The 15,898-nt window shown below is 68.6% G+C and carries 13 protein-coding genes; 2 read left to right on the top strand and 11 right to left on the bottom strand.

Features of this window, described 5'->3' with window-relative positions:
- Positions 1-4: 4 nt before the first annotated feature.
- The 5 genes from H1R19_RS06715 to H1R19_RS06695 are packed head-to-tail and all read right to left on the bottom strand — an operon-like array spanning position 5 to position 6,378.
- Positions 5-940, bottom strand: a complete 936-nt coding sequence (locus tag H1R19_RS06715; RefSeq protein ID WP_244970897.1) for an HpcH/HpaI aldolase/citrate lyase family protein — start codon at positions 938-940, stop codon at positions 5-7.
- Between the two features lie 5 nt (positions 941-945).
- Positions 946-1,464 carry a MaoC family dehydratase gene (locus tag H1R19_RS06710; protein ID WP_219851036.1) on the bottom strand — a complete coding sequence of 173 codons (519 nt, stop codon included), beginning with the start codon at positions 1,462-1,464 and terminating at the stop codon, positions 946-948.
- Positions 1,461-2,606, bottom strand: a complete 1,146-nt coding sequence (locus tag H1R19_RS06705) for an acyl-CoA dehydrogenase family protein (RefSeq protein ID WP_219851035.1) — start codon at positions 2,604-2,606, stop codon at positions 1,461-1,463. The genes H1R19_RS06710 and H1R19_RS06705 overlap by 4 nt, the downstream gene beginning before the upstream one ends.
- A 48-nt stretch (positions 2,607-2,654) precedes the next feature.
- Positions 2,655-4,742, bottom strand: a complete 2,088-nt coding sequence (locus H1R19_RS06700; RefSeq protein WP_219851034.1) for an acetyl/propionyl/methylcrotonyl-CoA carboxylase subunit alpha — start codon at positions 4,740-4,742, stop codon at positions 2,655-2,657.
- A 58-nt stretch (positions 4,743-4,800) separates the two neighbouring features.
- On the bottom strand, positions 4,801-6,378 hold the full coding sequence (locus H1R19_RS06695) for a carboxyl transferase domain-containing protein (protein ID WP_219851033.1): 1,578 nt from the start codon (positions 6,376-6,378) through the stop codon (positions 4,801-4,803).
- Positions 6,379-6,599: 221 nt separating this feature from the next.
- On the opposite strand from H1R19_RS06695, the gene H1R19_RS06690 reads away from it, so the two are divergent.
- Positions 6,600-10,181, top strand: a complete 3,582-nt coding sequence (locus H1R19_RS06690) for an indolepyruvate ferredoxin oxidoreductase family protein (protein WP_219851032.1) — start codon at positions 6,600-6,602, stop codon at positions 10,179-10,181.
- A 44-nt stretch (positions 10,182-10,225) separates the two neighbouring features.
- On the opposite strand, the gene H1R19_RS06685 is transcribed toward H1R19_RS06690, so the two are convergent.
- Together H1R19_RS06685 and H1R19_RS06680 are read right to left on the bottom strand one after the other, a co-directional pair.
- Positions 10,226-11,068, bottom strand: a complete 843-nt coding sequence (locus tag H1R19_RS06685; protein WP_244970896.1) for a class I SAM-dependent methyltransferase — start codon at positions 11,066-11,068, stop codon at positions 10,226-10,228.
- The gene (locus H1R19_RS06680; RefSeq protein WP_219851031.1) at positions 11,049-11,666 is read right to left on the bottom strand and encodes a DUF5336 domain-containing protein; all 618 of its coding nucleotides are present in this window, start codon (positions 11,664-11,666) and stop codon (positions 11,049-11,051) included. Before H1R19_RS06680 ends, H1R19_RS06685 begins: the two co-directional genes overlap by 20 nt.
- 187 nt (positions 11,667-11,853) lie before the next feature.
- On the opposite strand from H1R19_RS06680, the gene H1R19_RS06675 reads away from it, so the two are divergent.
- The gene (locus H1R19_RS06675) at positions 11,854-12,510 is read left to right on the top strand and encodes a TetR/AcrR family transcriptional regulator (RefSeq protein ID WP_219851030.1); all 657 of its coding nucleotides are present in this window, start codon (positions 11,854-11,856) and stop codon (positions 12,508-12,510) included.
- 56 nt (positions 12,511-12,566) lie between these two features.
- On the opposite strand, the gene H1R19_RS06670 is transcribed toward H1R19_RS06675, so the two are convergent.
- From H1R19_RS06670 to H1R19_RS06655, 4 genes are all read right to left on the bottom strand, one after another.
- On the bottom strand, positions 12,567-13,187 hold the full coding sequence (locus H1R19_RS06670; RefSeq protein ID WP_219851029.1) for a nitroreductase family protein: 621 nt from the start codon (positions 13,185-13,187) through the stop codon (positions 12,567-12,569).
- Between the two features lie 139 nt (positions 13,188-13,326).
- Complete coding sequence (locus H1R19_RS06665) at positions 13,327-13,722, bottom strand: NUDIX hydrolase (RefSeq protein WP_219851028.1); 396 nt, start codon at positions 13,720-13,722, stop codon at positions 13,327-13,329.
- A 100-nt stretch (positions 13,723-13,822) separates the two neighbouring features.
- A complete protein-coding gene (locus H1R19_RS06660) occupies positions 13,823-14,692 on the bottom strand; it encodes a fumarylacetoacetate hydrolase family protein (protein WP_188330061.1) in 870 nt (289 codons plus the stop codon).
- Entirely contained in the window at positions 14,689-15,897 is a 1,209-nt protein-coding gene (locus H1R19_RS06655; protein ID WP_219851027.1) for an acyl-CoA dehydrogenase family protein, read from the bottom strand. Before H1R19_RS06655 ends, H1R19_RS06660 begins: the two co-directional genes overlap by 4 nt.
- Position 15,898: the final 1 nt, after the last annotated feature.

Here is a 15,898-nt window from a genome sequence, read left to right as displayed (position 1 = left end):
AGGGTCAGGCGTCGTCGGCGCCGGAATCGGCGGCCGCATCGCCGGAAGGGTCGGCCACTCGCGACAGCACGACCTCGGCCTGGCGGAGAACAGGACCGTCGATCATCTGACCGTCGAGGCTGAAGACCCCGCCCCCGTGCTCGGCGGAGCTGCGCAGGACCTTGTGCGCCCATGCCACCGCCTCATCGGAGGGCCGGTAGCCGTCCCGGATGACGTCGACCTGCGACGGATGGATGCAGGCGGTCGCCGTGTACCCCAGGGCGACGGCGTCGCGGACCTCTGCCCGGAGGCCCTCGACATCGTCGATGTCGAGGTGGACGGAGTCGACGGCGAACTTCCCGTGCGCGGCCGCGGCGATGCGGACCATCGACCGTACCCAGCTCGCGACGTCCCGGTACTCCCCCGGCCGCGCTTCGCCGGGGCCGAACCGACTCGATGTGCCGCCGAGGCCGGCGACGAGATCCTCCGCACCCCACATGAGACCGATGCAGTTGGCCGTGGCGGCGATGTCGTGGGCCCGGGTCGCACCCAGGGGCGTCTCGATCAGCGCGACCGTCTGGAACGCGGTGTCGAGGATCGACGAGACGTCCTCGGCCTTGGCCTGCATGACGACCCGGTAGTTCGTCTCGGCGACGGCGGCGAGATCACGCCGGTAGTCGCCGGTGCCCGCCGGGTTGATCCGCACGATGGTGCGGTCCGGGTCGACGGGGTTGGCCACCAGCGCCTCGCGGGCGGCGACGCGGTTCTCCGGCGACACCGCGTCCTCGAGATCGATGATCACCACGTCCGCACGGTCGAGTGCCTTCTGATACCGCTCGGGCCGGTCGGCCGGGCAGAACAGCAGGGCAGGCCCCGGGGGCAGCCAGGCGTTCGTCAGCTGCGGTCCGACCAGGTGTGAGCCGGATGGGCCCGTACCGCCGGAAGTTCCATCGAAGAACATCGTCGTCACTCCGTCCGTTGCTTGCGAACCAGCGTTGCTCGTGCGGCTCGCGCGACGATGTCGCCGTGCTGGTTGCGTCCGATGTGGGTCAAGTTGACCACGCCCTCCCCTGGACGTGACCGGGATTCGCGTTTACCCGTGCACTCGGTTTCGGCGTACAGGGTGTCACCGGCGAACAGTGGCGCGGGAAAGGCGACTTCGCTGAAACCGAGGTTGGCGACGAGCGTTCCCTGGGTGAGCTGGGATACCGACAGTCCGACGATCGTCGACAGCGTGAACATCGAGTTGATGAGCCGTTGCCCGCCGAAACCGGGCTGCTGCGCCGACCACGCGGCGTCGAGATGCAGTGCCTGCGTGTTCATCGTCAGCGTGGTGAACAGGACGTTGTCGGCCTCGGTGACCGTTCGGCCGGGCCGGTGCTCGTAGATGGTGCCCTCGGTGAACTCCTCGAACCACAGCCCGCGCTGGACGATTCGCCGTCCGTCGCCCTCCGGTGCCGCACCCGGGGATCGCAGCTCGCTCATGCGAATCCCAACTCGCGCGCGATGAGCATGAGCTGCACCTCGGTGGTGCCCTCCCCGATCTCGAGGATCTTGGAGTCGCGGTAGTGGCGGGCCACGGGATAGTCGTTCATGAAGCCGTAGCCGCCGTGGATCTGCGTGGCCGTGCGCGCATTGTCCATGGCCGCCTCACTGGCGATCATCTTGGCGATCGACGCCTCCTTCTTGAACGGCTTGCCGGCCAGCATCTTCGAGGCCGCGTCGTAGTAGGCCGTGCGGGCCACGTGGGCGCGGGCCTCCATCCGCGCGATCGCGAAGGACACCGACTGGTATTCGCCGATCGGTTTGCCGAACGACTGGCGTTCCTTGGCGTACTTGACGCTCTCGTCGACGCAACCCTGAGCCGCACCGGTGGCGAGTGCCGCGATCGCGATGCGTCCCTCGTCGAGGATCGACAGGAAGTTGGCATAGCCGCGACCCCGGACGCCGAGGAGATTCTCCTTCGGTACGCGGACGTCGGTGAAGGTGAGCGGGTGGGTGTCCGAGGCGTTCCAGCCGACCTTGTTGTACGCCGGCTCGGCGGTGAAACCGGGTGTGCCCGCGGGCACGATGATCGTCGAGATCTCCTTCTTGCCGTTCTCCTTGACGCCGGTGACCGCGGTGACGGTCACCAGGGAGGTGATGTCGGTGCCGGAGTTGGTGATGAACTGCTTGCCGCCGTTGATGATCCACGAGTCGCCGTCGTCCCGGGCGGTCGTCGCGGTGGCACCGGCATCGGAGCCCGCGCCGGGCTCGGTCAGACCGAATCCCGCGAGCGCCGTGCCCGCGGTGAGACCCGGCAGGTACTTCTGCTTCTGCTCCTCGTCGCCGAAGCGGTAGATCGGCATCGCGCCGAGGCTGACGCCGGCCTCGAGGGTGATGGCCACCGACTGGTCGACCTTGCCGAGTTCCTCGAGGGCCAGCGACAGCGCGAAGTAGTCACCGCCCATTCCGCCGTACTCCTCGGGGAACGGCAGCCCGAAGAGGCCCATCTTGCCCATCTGAGCGACGACCTCGTACGGAAAGCTGTGTTCGGCATCGTGTTTCGCGGCGACCGGCGCCACCACGGTCTGCGCGAAGTCGCGCACCGTGGCGATGAGGTCGGTGTACTCCTGGGTGAGTTCCATGAGGGCCCTTCTGGTCTCGTTGTCTCTGTCTGTGTGTCGGGGGGCGTGTCAGGACGCGGCAGCGTTCGGCGTCGCGGGGTCGGCGGTGTCGGGGTCGGCGGGGTCGGCGTCGGCCGCAGGGGTCACGACGGCCAGGATCTGTCCGGCATCGACCTTGTCCCCCACGGTCACCGAGATGTCGACGGTGCCGTCGACGGATGCGGTCAGCGCATGCTCCATCTTCATGGCCTCGACCACGACGATCGACGCGCCCGCGGTCACCTCGTCGCCGTCGTGCGCCCCCACCGCGACCACGGTCCCCGGCATCGGACTGACGATCTCGCCGGCGTGCTCGTCGGCGGCCTCGTCGAGCAGCGGGCGGGCCAGGTCGAGAACCCGCGTGCCCGATGGTCCGGCCACCCACCAGGTCTCACCGACCCGGGCCGAGGACCAGGACTGGCTCACACCGTCGACGATGAGCCGGTCGGAGTCGCGGCCGTCGCCGGGTCGGGCCGGTAGGTAGACCACATCGGCCGTCCACGGCGCGCGCGACTCGTCGTCGGCGTATGTCACTGTCGCGGTGCCGGACACCGACTCGGAGTCGGCGGAGTCGACGAGGATCTCCACGGTGCAGTGGTGCCCGCCGCTGACGAGCCGCGTGATGACCGGTGCCGGTTGTCCGACCCGCCAGCCGACAGCCGACGACCAGATGTCGCCGCGCTCCCGTGTCCCGATGCGCGCCAGGCCGACGAGCACCTGCGCTTCGGGTGCGGGTTCGCCCACGGTGTAATCGGATACGAGCCGGTCGAGGAGCTCGGTGTCGAGCTCGGCGTCGATCACGGCCTGGTGACGTAACACGAAGCGGCAGAAGTCGATGTTGGTGACGACGCCGAGCACGCGGGTGTGGGCGAGTGCCTGGTCGAGTCGTTCGAGTGCTTCCTCGCGATCACTGCCGTAGGCGATGACCTTGGCGAGCATCGGATCGTAATCGCTGCCGACGCGCAGACCGTCGAGCATCGCCGAGTCGACGCGCACGCCGCTGCCCGGTGAGGTGTCGGGGTGGACGAGGTGTTCGATGGTGCCGCCGGTGGGCAGGAAGCCGCGGGCGGGGTCCTCGGCGTAGACGCGCGCCTCGACGGCGTGTCCGGTGAGGGTGATCGAGTCCTGCGCGAGGCCGAGTACCTCGCCGCGAGCGACTCGGATCTGCTGTTCCACCAGGTCGATTCCGGTGACGAGCTCGGTCACGGGGTGTTCGACCTGCAGCCGGGTGTTCATCTCCATGAAGAAGAACTCGTCCGGGCGGTGGGCGGACACGATGAACTCGACGGTGCCGGCGCCGGTGTAGCCGACGCTGCGTGCGGCGTCGCAGGCCGCCGCACCGATGCGGGCCCGGGTGTCGGCGTCGAGAAGCGCCGACGGCGCCTCCTCGATGACCTTCTGATGGCGTCGCTGCAGGGAGCATTCGCGTTCGCCGAGGTGGATGACGTTGCCGTGCTCGTCGGCCAGCACCTGCACCTCGATGTGGCGCGGGGTGTCGACGAAATGCTCCAGGAACAGCGCGTCGTCACCGAAGGCCGCACCGGCCTCGCGGCGTGCCCGCTGCAGCGCCGCGGGGAGTTCGGTCGGGTCGGCGACCCGGTGCATGCCCTTGCCGCCCCCGCCCGCGCTGGGCTTGATGAGCACGGGGAATCCGATGTCGGGGGCCGCGGCGATGAGGTCGTCGTCGGTGAGTCCCGGTCGTGACAGTCCGGGGACCACGGGGACCTCGCGTGCGGTGACCGCGGCACGGGCGGCGATCTTGTCGCCCATCGTCGCGATCGCCTCGGTGGGCGGACCGATGAACACGATGCCCGCGTCGGCCAGCGCGGCCGCGAACTTCTGGTTCTCCGAGAGGAACCCATAGCCCGGATGAACAGCGTCGGCGCCGGTCTTGCGCGCGGCGTCGACCACGGCACCGATGTCGAGGTAGCTCTGCGTCGCGGCGGCCGGGCCGATGCGTACGGCGACGTCGGCCTGGTGGACGTGACGGGCGTGGGCGTCGGCGTCGGAGTAGACCGCGATGCTGCGGATACCCATGCGGCGCAACGTGTCGATCACGCGGCACGCGATCTCCCCACGGTTGGCCACCAGGACACTTCGGATGGGTCTGGTACTCACGGTCGGGGTCCTCGGGGTAGGCGGGGCGGGAGGGTCGGGGTGGGCGTCGTCACGACCATCACATCCGGAAGACGCCGTAGCGCGGGTCGGCGAGCGGTGCGTACCTGGCGGTCTCGAGGGCCAGACCGAGCAGGGTTCTGGTCTGGGCGGGATCGATGATGCCGTCGTCCCAGAGCCGAGCCGTCGAGTAGTAGGCGTCGGACTGGCGCTCGAACTGTTCGCGGATGGGCGCCTTGAACGACTCCTCGTCCTCCGCCGACCACTCGCCGCCCGATCGTTCGAGCTGGTTGCGTCGCACCGTGCCCAGGGTGTCGGCGGCCTGGGGTCCGCCCATGACCGAGATCCGCGCGTTGGGCCACATCCACAGGAACCTCGGCGAGTACGCGCGGCCGCACATCGAGTAGTTGCCCGCACCGAAGGACCCGCCGACCATCACGGTGAATTTGGGGACGCGGGCGCAGGCGACGGCATTCACCATCTTGGCGCCGTTCTTGGCGATACCACCCTGCTCGTAGGCCTTGCCGACCATGAACCCGGTGATGTTCTGCAGGAACAGCAACGGGATTCGACGCTGATCGCACAGCTCGATGAAATGTGCACCCTTGAGGGCGGATTCGCTGAACAGGACACCATTGTTGGCGATGATACCGACCGGATGGCCGTGGATGTGCGCGAAGGCGGTGACGAGCGTGGTGCCGTAGTTCGCCTTGAATTCGGTGTATTCGCCTGCATCGCAGATGATCTCGATGACCGAACGAACATCGTAGGGGGTCCTGGGATCGGTGGGCACGACGTCGTAGATGTCACTCTGCGGTCGTAGCGGCTCGCGCGACGGGATCGTCTCCCACTGCGGCGCCTCCCGCGGACCGAGCGTCGCGACGATCTCGCGAACCTTGGCCAGCGCCTGCTGGTCGTTGTCCACGAGGTGATCGGTGACACCGGAGACCGACGAGTGCATCGCGCCGCCGCCGAGGTCCTCGGCGGTGACATCCTCACCGGTGGCGGCCTTCACCAGCGGCGGACCCGCCAGGAAGATGGTCCCCTGGTTGCGGACGATGACCGTCTCGTCGCTCATCGCCGGAACGTAGGCGCCGCCGGCGGTCGAGGAGCCGAGTACCGCGGCGATCTGCGGGATACCCGCGGCACTCATCGTCGCCTGGTTGTAGAAGATCCGGCCGAAGTGGTCGCGGTCGGGAAAGACCTCGTCCTGCTGCAGGAGCATCGCGCCGCCGGAGTCGACGAGGTAGATGCACGGCAACCGGTTGGCCGCGGCGATCTCCTGTGCGCGCAGGTGTTTCTTCACCGTCACCGGGTAGTAGGTACCGCCGGAGACGGTCGCATCGTTCGCGACGATCATGCATTCGCGGCCGGCGACGCGTCCGACGCCGGCGATGACGCCCGCGGCCGGAGCCTTGTCGTCGTACATGCCGAAGGCAGCGAGCGGTGCGACCTCGATGAAGGGGGATCCGACGTCGAGCAGGCCGTCGACGCGATCGCGCGGGAGCAGCTTGCCGCGGGAGACGTGGCGTTCCCGGGCCTTGGCGCCGCCACCCGCCGACACCTCACGCAGGCGCCGGTTGAGGAGGTCGAGATTCTGCTGGTGGGCGGCCCGGAAGCCGTCGAGCGTGCTGGTCACCGTCGACCCTTCAGTTAGTTGGAATTAACTGAGAGGGATGCTACGCGACCCGGTGGTCGGTGTCACGCATCGATTCGCGGCCGAACCGCGACGAACGTGACGCCCGTCACGTCTTCTCGTACTGTGGTGGCAGGCCCACCACCCCGGGCCGCCACAACCGATGCGTCGAACCGCCACCACCCCCGGCATCGACCACCGCACATAGAAGGCCAGGTAACCCCATGACCCTCGCAGACGACCGCGCACACCCGGTGTCCGTGCCGACCCCCGATCGCCGCTCCCGCGACGCACTGCCTCCGGAGCCCGGCATCGCGGGCTTCTCGCTCGACGATCGCTACGCCCGCGAATCGGGCGACATCTACCTCACCGGCATCCAGGCCCTCGTCCGCATGGTTGCCGACCGCGCTCACCTCGACCGCCGCCACGATCTGCGGACCGCGTCGTTCATCTCCGGGTACGAGGGTTCACCCCTGGCCGGTTACGACCTCGAACTCGCCCGCCGACACGACCTGCTCGCCCCCTACGACATCACCCACCGGCCCGGCCTGAACGAAGAGCTGGCAGCGACCGCGGTGATGGGTTCGCAGCTCGCCGCACAGGTCGCCGACCTGAGTCCGGCGGCCGGTGGCGCGCTCCGCGACGGCGTCGTCGGTTACTGGTACGGCAAGGCCCCCGGCCTCGACCGCGCCACCGACGCTCTGCGCCACGCCAACCTCATCGGCACCCATCCGTCCGGCGGTGCGGTGGCCCTCGTCGGCGACGACCCGGGCGCCAAGTCCTCGACGGTCCCCTGCGCCTCGGAGATGGCCCTCGCAGATCTCTACATGCCGATCCTCTACCCTGCCGACTCCCAGGACATCCTCGATCTCGGTGTGCACGCGGCCCTCATGAGTCGGGCGAGCGGGTTGTGGACCTCACTCAAGATCTCCGCCCATGTCGCCGATGGCGCGTCGACCGCGCACGTCGACCCCGCCCGCGTCGCACCCGTATACGGCGGCCTCGGGCGGAGTCCGCATGTGCCCAGCGGGCGACTCCTCGGTGCCGCCCTCATGGAGCTCGAACAGAATCAGCTGACCATCCGCCTGCCCCGCGCGCAGGAATACGCGCGCCTCAACGGCATCAACCGGGTCGTGGTCTCGAGCCCCGACGACCGGATCGGCATCGTTGCGGCCGGCAAGACCTACCTCGATCTGCGCGAAGCGCTGCGCCTGATGAACATCGACGACGACGACCTGCGCCGGCTCGGCATCCGCATCCTCAAACTCGGGATGGTGTACCCGATCGAGCGGGACATCCTGAACCGCTTCGTGTTCGGCACCGCCACCGGCGACCTCGACGAGGTCATCGTCATCGAGGAGAAACGCGACTTCATCGAGACGATGATGCGCGACATCCTCTTCCGCCATCCGCGTGCACCCCGCATCGTCGGCAAGGTCCACGAGGACGGTTCGACGCTGTTCTCCCGCTTCGGCGAACTCGACGTCGACGCCGTGACCCGAGGCCTGGCCGAGCGCCTCGCCCGCCACCAGGTCGACGCGGCACAGACCTGGCTGGACCGACAAGCTCGGCGACGCACTCGAATCGAGCTCCCCCTGGCTGTGCGGACCCCGTACTTCTGTTCGGGGTGTCCCCACAACAGTTCGACGAAGGTCTCCCAGGACACCCTCGTCGGCGCGGGTATCGGCTGCCACGCGATGGTGTTGCTGATGGACCCCCGGCAGGTCGGCGACATCGCCGGCATCACCCAGATGGGCGGCGAGGGCGCACAGTGGATCGGCATGGCGCCGTTCGTGTCCGCCGACCACTTCGTGCAGAACGTCGGAGACGGGACGTTCATGCACTCCGGTTCGCTGGCACTGCGGGCCGCTGTCGCCTCGGGGGTGAACATCACCTACAAGTTGCTCTACAACGGGACCGTCGCGATGACCGGCGGGCAGGACCCCGTCGGTGCGATGGGCCTGCCGCGGTTGTCGTCGCTTCTCCTCGATGAGGGCGTGGCCAAGATCGTCGTCACCACCGACGACCCGAAACATGCTCGGGGGCTGCGCCTCCCGAAATCGGTGGAGATTCGTCACCGCGACGACATGCTCGAGGTCCAGAACGAACTCGCCGCCGTTCCCGGCGTCACGGTACTGATCCACGATCAGCATTGCGCCGCGGAGAAGCGGCGCAAGCGCAAGCGCGGCACCATGCCCACACCGACCCGGCGCGTGATGATCAACGAGCGCATCTGCGAGGGATGCGGGGATTGCGGCCAGAAGTCCAACTGCCTGTCGGTTCACCCCGTGGACACCGAGTTCGGCCGCAAGACCCAGATCGACCAGAGTTCGTGCAATCTCGACTACTCGTGCCTGCAGGGTGACTGTCCGTCGTTCGTCACGGTCACCCCGGGGTCGGCCCGTAACCGGCCGAGCGCCCCCGACATCCCCGCCGACGGTCTCCCCGAACCCGCGGTTCCCGCTGTGCGGGAGACCTTCTCGCTCCGCGTCACCGGCATCGGCGGCACCGGGGTCGTGACGGTCTCGCAGGTCCTGGCGACGGCTGCCGTTCTCGACGGGCACGCCGCACGGACAGTCGACATGACCGGCCTCGCCCAGAAGGGCGGTGCCGTGGTGAGCGACATCAAGATCACCCCGCGCGCGATCGAGCAGGCCGCCAAGGTCGCCGCCGGCGACTGCGACCTCTATCTCGTCTGCGACCCGCTCGTCGGCACCGACCCGGTCAACCTCAAGGTCGCGGCTGCGGAGAAGACCGTCGCGGTGGTCTCGACGACGCAGGTTCCGACCGGCCTGATGGTCATCGACACCGCCGTCGGCTTCCCCGCCGAGGCCGCCGTCCATTCCGTGATCGACGCGCACGTGTCGCGCGGCGTGTACCTCGACGCCGGCGCGTTGTCGACGGCACTGTTCGACGACGAGCAGTTCGCCAACATGCTCATGGTGGGCGCCGCGTATCAAGCAGGGGCGCTGGCCATCTCGGCGTCGTCGATCGAACGGGCCGTGGAACTCAACTCGGTGGCCGTCGAGAAGAACCTGCAGGCCTTCCGCCGTGGACGGCAGACCGTCGCCGATCCCGCGACCGTGTCGGCCACCATCGCCGGACTCCACGGGCCGAGCACGGCCGCCGCCGAGCCGGGGGCCCACGCGCTCGGCGTCGTCGGCGGACTGTCCGGCCTCGACGACGAGCTCACGCGGACCATCGCACTTCGATACGACGACCTCGTCGCCTACGCCGACGAACGTTATGCGCGGGACTATCTCGACGTCGTCACGAAGGTGCACGACGCCGGACACGGGCCTGCCCTGACCGACGCCGTGGCCTGTGGTCTCCACAAGCTGATGGCCTACAAGGACGAGTACGAGGTGGCGCGGCTGACCCGGGACCCGGCGTTCTCCGCGCGGGTCGCCGACCGGTTCGGCGACGACGCCGAACTCGCGGTGCGACTGCACCCACCGACGCTGCGCAACATGGGGATGCGCGAGAAGCTCTCGCTCGGCCGGTGGGCCGATGCTCCTCTGAGCGCACTGTCGAAGATGAAGCGGCTTCGCGGCACCGCGCTGGACCCGTTCGGGCGCAGCGAGATCCGGCGCACCGAACGCGCACTCGTCGCCGAATACCGGGAACTGGTCGACTCGATCCTCGCGGCGTCGGCCACCGGGACGATCACGGAGTCACAGGTGCCGACGGTTGTCGAGCTCGCCGGGTTGCCGGACATGGTGCGCGGCTACGAGAGCATCAAGATGCGCAACGTCGAGCGGTATCGCGCGGAGGTGTCGCGGCTGCGGGCGATCCTGGGGATCTGATCGTCCGATCTTGTTGCGGCGGCGGTGATCGTGCGGTCGGCTGATCAACCGTCGCGGCGGCGTCGAAGCCGTGCGACCACGGTCTGACCGTCGTCGCCCTCGATGGCGTCGACGTCGAAACTCACGTCCGTCTCGAGCCGATTCGCCAGCAGGTCGAACTGTGCGGTGTGCATCTCCATCAACAGGTCTCCCCCGGCCCGCAGCCACACGCGGGCATCGGCGACGAGGGCGGCGATGTGGTCGAGCCCGTCGGGTCCGCCGGTGAGTGCTCTGCGGGGTTCGTGGTCACGCGCCTCGGGGGCCAGGAAGGCGATCTGGGCGTCGGGAACGTAGGGCGGCACCGCGGCGATCACGTCGAGGTGTCCACGAAGCGCCGCCGGCACCGGCTCCAGGAGGGAACCCAGGTGTATCCCGCTGTTCGCGGGGAGGTTTCGGCGGGCATGAGCGAGCGTGGCGGAATCGACGTCACAGACATGAAGCACTGCGGCCGGGACCGACGCGGCGACACTCGACGCGATCGGCGCGACTCCGCAGAAGGGCTCCAGCACAACGGGTTCGCCGAATCCTCCGGCCGCGTCGACCGCAGCCTGCGCCAGCAACAGCGACCGTTGCCGGGGCACGAAGACCCCCGGTCCGACACTGAGCCGGAGATCGCCGAACTGCACCCATCCCACGAGGTGCTCGAGTGGTTGCCCGGCGATACGCCGTGTACTCAGATCGTCGAGTTCGTCTGCGGTACGGGCATGTTCACGCAGGATGCAGACCTCCTCCTCGGCGTACACACATCCCGCACGACGAAACGCGCCCACCAACGGGTCCTCGGGTGGACCCGCATGCAGTGGGCGCGGCGATTCGTCGAACCGGTCGTCAGCCCCGGACTGCGTCATCCTTCTTCAGACCGTACAAGAATGCCGCCGCCATCAGTAGCGTCACCTGCAGGGCTCCGAAGATCAGGCCGATGATGGCGCCGGCCCCGAGATCGAGGAACGGCGGCACCACCAGCGCGGCCGCGAACAGTGCGAGCCACGCGGCCACCCCGATCACCGCGAGGAACGGCAGTGCCCTGCGGTATCTGGGGACCAGCACAAAGCTCGTCGCCACCGCGACCACGCCGAGAACGATGAAGAACTTGCCCGGGTTCAGCACGATCTCGTAGGAGAAGAAGCCCGGGATTCCCCCCTCACCCTCGTCGAGCCGCGTTCCCCATTGGTCGAGTTCCTCGTCGGCACCGGCAGAGACCGTGATCCAGCTGAGGAAACCCATGAAGTAGGTGACGATCCCGGCGACCGCGGAGGCCAGCGCGAAGATCAGCGACAGATCGGGGCGCGGGCCCGGCGCTCGCGGCGCGGGACCCCAGCCGCCGCCCGGATACTGGTACTGCGCATTGGGATCCCACTGCTGACCCGGCATTCCGCCGCTCTGAGGCGGTCCCTGCTGGGCTCCCGACCACTGACCGCCCGGATGGTTGGGCTCGCCTGGGTTCACGGTGTACTCCTCGTCGATGCCGTGGGGCCGACCGGCGAACCGGTGTGATCACTGCACCCGCCCCCGAGAGTCGCGCACTCGCGGCGCGACACCCCGCAAGACTAGATCCTCCGGCGCCCGTCCCGCACCGATCGCCCACTTCGTCCACCCGTCACCTGCCCGGCCGGGAGCGTAGAGTGCGGGATCGATGTCCACGACGCACCAACCGCCCGAGCACGAGACGGATTCCACGCCCCGTCCGCCCACGCGTCGCACCCAGGCCAAGGCCGCCCGACGCGCCGAACTGCTGTCCGCCGCGGCTCGACAGATGGCCGAACGCGGATTCGCGGGCGTACGCCTCGAGGACATCGGCCGGGCGGTAGGGGTCAGCGGACCGGCGATGTACCGCCACTTCTCGTCGAAGACCGAGCTGCTCGACGACATGCTCATCGACATCAGCCGCCGGTTGCACGACGGCGGCGCCGAGGTCGTCGACCGCGGCGAGCCGCCGGCCACCACGCTGGTGGCGCTCATCGGTTTCCACATCGACGTCCTGGTCACGCGCCCCGACCTGATCACCGTGCAGGACCGGGACCTCTCGTCGATGACGCCGGCCGCCAACCACGAGGTGCGTCTGCTGCAGCGCCGCTATGTCGAGCGCTGGGTGGACGTACTGCTCGCGGTGAGCGACGACGAGGGCCGGACCCTCGATCGCGACGAGGCCCGCGTTCGCGTCCACGCGATGTTCGGATTGCTGAACTCCTCGCCACGGCTACCCGCCTTCGACCAGGACGGTCTACGCCGGCTGCTCACCGCGATGGCACTGGCGGCGTTGCGGTGTGAGGTGCCGCCCCCCGACGCCTGACAACCGCGGGGCCTGAGAACCGACGCCCGAGCACCGACGCCTGAGAACCGCGGGCCTCACCAGCCGTCGATGTGCAGTACCGAATCGAGGTCCTTGCGCGGGGCGGGCTTGAAGTCGGTGCCCTTGGTGTAAGCGACCGGGAGCAACACGCCCTGGTGAACACCGTTCGGGATGCCGAGCAGTTCGGCGATCTCCTTCTCGTAATTCAGGTGCAGCGTCGTCCAGGCCGAACCGAGCCCGCGGGCGCGCAACGCCAATGACAGGCTCCACGCACCCGGAAGCAGCGAACCCCAGACACCGGCCTGGTTACCCGCCGGGAGATCGCCGCCGGTGTAGATCGCACCGATGACGAGCACCGGCACCTGACCCATCGTGTCGGCCAGATACTGCGCACTCGACGCGACGCGCTTGCCGGTCTCGTCGCGTGGCGCCTGACCCGCGTAGTACTTCGCGAAGGACTGCGCGTAGTAGTCGGCGACCTTCTGCTTGAGTTCGGGGTCGGTGAGGACGATCCAGTGCCAGGTCTGGCTGTTGCTGCCAGTCGGCGCCTGCAGCGCGACCTCGAGCGCCTCCTTGACCACGTCGAGCGGGACGGGCCGCTCGAAGTCCAGGCGCTTGCGCACCGAGCGGGTCGTGGTCAGAAGCTGGTCGGGGTCGAGTGGCAGCAGATCGGTCATGTGTCTCCTCTGTGAGCGGGGCGGTTCCGTCGTGCACCGGGTTGACAGTGCACCGGGTGGACTGCGCCCTGGGGCACGTCAGTTGCCAACGTACTGACCCGGGTGCCCTCCGACCACGTCGGACACCCCGCGGGCGGAGTCAGATGAGGCCGTGGCGTTCCAGATGAGCGATCAACCCTCTGGTCAACGGCAGATCCCGCATTTCCGCCGGTGAGAACCAGCCCGCGTCGGCGGCATCGTCGCCGGCGGTCACGTCGGTGCTCAGAGCAGTGGCCACGAAGTCGTGGACCTCGAAGACCACTCCGTCGCCGCCGGGGATGTCGACGGACCAGACCCGCTCCCCCACGACGATCCGGATGCCGGTCTCCTCGGCGATCTCCCGGATCACCGCCTGCTCCAACGTCTCCGACGGTTCCACCTTGCCCCCGGGCAGCGTCCACCGTCCCGCCTGCGGGTCGTGCGCGCGTTGGACGAGCAGAAACCGGCCGCCGTCGTCACGGATGACGGCACCCACCGCGAGAATGCGGCGGCTCATCGCGATCGGCCCACAACGAACAGCGCGCCGGTGATGGTGGGGACTGTCTCGTACTGCACGAATATATGAAAACACCCCGGCCCGCGGCCGAGGCCGTCACTCAGACACGCAGCAGGACACGTCGGAGATCGGCGACGTGCTGTGGCGACTCGGCCACCACCTCGTTGCGGAGCGAGCCGATCCCGTCGATCGACACCTCGACGGTGTCACCGGCGGTCAGATACCGCGGCGGGGTCATCGCCCGCCCCACACCGCCGGGCGTTCCGGTGAGGATCAGATCACCCGGACGCAGCGGCACCATCGTCGACAGGTAGCTCACCAGTCGCGCGGGCGAGAACAACAGGTCGGCCACCGCGTGGGACTGCATGACCTCACCGTTGACGGTGGTCCGCAGGACGGCCGTCGAAGTGTCGAACTCATCCGGGGTCACCAGCACGGGACCGACCGGCGTGGATCGCGCCCAGATCTTCCCCTGCAGCCACTCCTGGCTGCGATACTGCCAGCTGCGCATCGAGATGTCGTTGGCGATTGTGTACCCGGCGATCGCGGCCGCCGCCGCTGCCTCCCCTTCCCGGTAGACGGTCTTGCCGATCACCACCACGAGCTCGCCCTCCCAGTCGAGTGCCGGGTCGTCCTTCACCGCGATCACCGGGTCGTCGGGCCCGCAGAGCGTGTCGGGGAACTTCGCGAACACGGTCGGGTACTCCGGGAGTTCGCGACCCATCTCCTCGATGTGACCGCGATAGTTCAGCCCCACGCACATGATCTTGGACGGCGACGCCCCCAGCATGGCCCGCCGCACACCGCCGGCGGCGTGTCGCGCCCCGTCCGCCGCCGCCGCGATCGATCGCCATTCCTCGTGTGCCAGCAGCGAACCCACATCGCGGTGGCCGGTGATCTCGACGTACGAGTCGCCGTCCACCCGGGCAGCGACGGTGGTGCCGCCTAGATCGAGGGTGATCAGTTTCATCGTGGATTCCCTTCTGGTATGACGAGATCGAAGAACCCCCAGTGGGTTCCCTCGGGCAGCACCCCGCTGAGGATGCGCCCGCACTGCTGGGTGACCATGTGCGCACTTCCCCGATGCTGGGTACCGGCATGGCTGTCGCGGAAGAACCGCTGTAATGCGCTGTTGCGCATCACCTGAGCGCCGGCGAACCGGTGGACGAGCTGACTGATCTCGAGTGCGGTCCTGGTGGCGAGACCCGACGCGAGTCGCGTCATGGTCTCCTGCTCGGTGGTCAGATCCGCACCGCGCAGTAGCGTGTCCTCGTGGTCCTGCCAGGTCTCCCGCAGCAGAGCCATGGTTCCCCGCACGTGCGAGTAATGGCGCGCGTACTCGGCGAAGAACTCGTCGCTCGTGACCGGTGAGTCGTGGAAATCCGCCGAATCGCTTCTGCGCCGGGTGAGGTCGCGGAGCTCGTCGAGCATCCGGCGCCCTACGCCCTGCGACCACGATGCCTGGAACAACCCCGCCATCAACGCCGGGCTGAGGCGGTTCACGATGCCGCCCCGCCGGATCCGGTCTCGTCCGACCCGGAAGACCCGGTCGTCGGGGACGTGGACGTCGTCGGCGGCGTAATCGAGGCTCGCGGTGGCGCGCAGCCCGAGCATGTCCCAGTTGTCGATGATCCGCAGCATCGAACGCGGCACCACGCAGACCAGTGGTTCACCGGTGCCCTCCACCGTGACGCCCAGGTTTATGTGCGTGGCCATCGAGACGCCCGGCGCGAATCGCCAGGTGCCGCTGACCCGGTACCCGCCGTCGACACGCACCGCCGTCCCCGAGTGGCCCGCCGAATGCCCGGCGATCAGGGTGGTCCGTTCGGTGTCGAACAGCTCGGCCACCGCCGAGTCGTCTAGGTACACTGCAGCATTGGCGGTCTCGATGGTGAGCGCGCGGACCAGCCAGCCGAGCGAGGCGTCGGCATGCGAGAGTTTCTCGATCACCGTCATCACCTGCAACGGTGTGGCCTCCAGCCCTCCCAGGGCGCCCGGGACCATCAGTCCGAAGATACCGCTCTCGCGGAGCGCTGACTGCACCGCCGGGGTGGGGCGACGCAACCGTTCGCTGTCGGCCGCCTCGCCCTGCAGCAACGGGAACATCGCGTCGAGGCGACCCAGCACCTCGCCGACATCGGCACCTGCCCTGGCTCGGGCGGTCATACCGGTCATC

Source organism: Gordonia jinghuaiqii (assembly GCF_014041935.1).
GTDB classification, from domain to species: Bacteria; Actinomycetota; Actinomycetes; order Mycobacteriales; family Mycobacteriaceae; genus Gordonia; species Gordonia jinghuaiqii.
Note: the sequence above shows the minus strand (reverse complement) of the source record. Positions and strands in the feature narration are given on the sequence as shown.